We start from the raw sequence: 1,645 nt of genomic DNA, 5'->3' as shown, positions 1-1,645 counted from the left end.
CGCCGCGCTGGCGGCGATCAGCGTAGACCCGGCGCCCGCCGCCGGCACCGCGCGAATGACGCTCGCCGAGTGCCTGGAGCTCGCCGCGAAGAACAACAACGACCTGCACGCGGCTCGGGCCAACATCGAGAGGAGCCAGGCGCTGCTCACCCAGGCGCGCTCGGCCTACTGGCCCCAGCTCAAGCTCAACGCGGCCTATGTGAAGCTCAACGAGAGCTACCGGTTCGAGAACTTCGACATGACCGCCCGGTCTCCTGCCCTGGCGACCCAGATGGGATTCCCGGCCGACACGCCGTTTACCTTCACCATCGAGAAGTTCGAGGTTTCCGACGACAAGATGCTGATGTCGGGGGCCACGGCGGAGATGCCGCTCTTCACGTGGTTTACGATCACCAACTACAACAAGATGGCCAACCGGGGCATCGACATCAGCAAGGCCCAGCTCAAGCAGGCACAGGACCAGGTGCAGCGCGACGTGGTCACGGCCTACAAGAGCGCGATCCTGGCCCGCGAGGCCCGGGGCTACCTCCTGGAGACGATCCAGGAGATGGAGCTCTTCTACAAGACCGCCGAGCAGGACTTCGAAAACGGCGCCGCGAATGCCCCCCAGAAGGACGTGATCCAGGTTCAGTACGACCTGGACGACATGCGCACCTGGCTGCCCGTGCTCAACAAGTGGGAGAGCCTGAGCCTGGAGGCCCTGCGGGTGCTCCTGGCGCTGGACCGGGGCCAGCCCCTCGGCATCGTGGGGGACACGCTCGACTACCCCACCGTGGCGCTCGAACTGGATGTCCTGCTGCGGCAGGCCCAGGAGGGTCGGCCCGAGCCGCGGATCGTGGAGCAGGCGCGGGAGGTCTACGGGTACAAGAAAAAGGTGGCTCAGGTGAGCAATCTGCCCATGGTCGGGGCCTTCGCCCAGTACAACCGCACCGACGATGACTTCGACGCCAACCAGGACTACAACTGGGCGGTGGGCGTGGGGGCCACGATGCACCTGTTCGACGGCGGCAAGAGCGTGGGGGAGTACCGCGAGGCCGACGCCGAGTACCGGCGGTTCTCGCGCCTGCTCGACCAGGCCCGGAAGGGCATCTCCTTCCAGGTGCAGGAGGCCTATACCGAGGTGCAGGAGGCCTACGAGCAGCTCAAGATCCGCGAACAGGCCCGGCAAAAGGCCATCCAGCAGGTGGGGGTGGTCCGGCAGGGCTACCAGTACGGCATCACCACCGTCAAGGACGTCAATGACGCCCAGGTGCAGAAGCGGTGGGCCGACGCCAACTGGCTCTTCAAGAAGCTCGAGTACAACCAGGCCGTCGCCAAGCTCAACCAGGCGGTGGGCACCGAGGTGCACGCCTTCCGGTAACCGCGACCTGCGCTCGGCAAAGAGGTTCTCCTCCGCTCCAAGGAGCCACCCATGCGGTCTGGTCTGCGTTTCCCCTCCCTGTGCGCCGGCGCCCTGGCGTGCTGCCTCCTGGGCTTGCTCCCCGGGGCGCCCCGGGCCGCCGGAGGGCTGACCCTGGGGTTCGTGCCCGACGGCAACACCCTGGCCCGCAGCGACCAGGAAGCCCAGGCGCTCGTCTCCCACCTGGGCCGGCAGGTCGGAGCCGAGGTTCGCACCGCCTCCTATCCCGACGTGGCGGCCCTGCGC

Annotated in this window: 2 protein-coding genes; both read left to right on the top strand. The window is 67.4% G+C overall.

The genetic code is table 11. From position 1 onward, the window contains the following. The coding region (locus AB1578_23760) for a TolC family protein (protein MEW6490914.1) at positions 1–1,360 on the top strand (1,360 nt) is incomplete at its 5' end. Between the two features lie 51 nt (positions 1,361–1,411). Next, on the top strand, positions 1,412–1,645 hold a 234-nt coding region (locus AB1578_23755; GenBank protein ID MEW6490913.1), incomplete at its 3' end, for a hypothetical protein.

The organism is Thermodesulfobacteriota bacterium (genome assembly GCA_040756475.1).
Taxonomy (GTDB): domain Bacteria; phylum Desulfobacterota; class Deferrisomatia; order Deferrisomatales; family JACRMM01; genus JBFLZB01.
The sequence above is the reverse complement of the archived record's forward strand: the minus strand, read 5'-3'. Positions and strand labels throughout refer to the sequence as shown.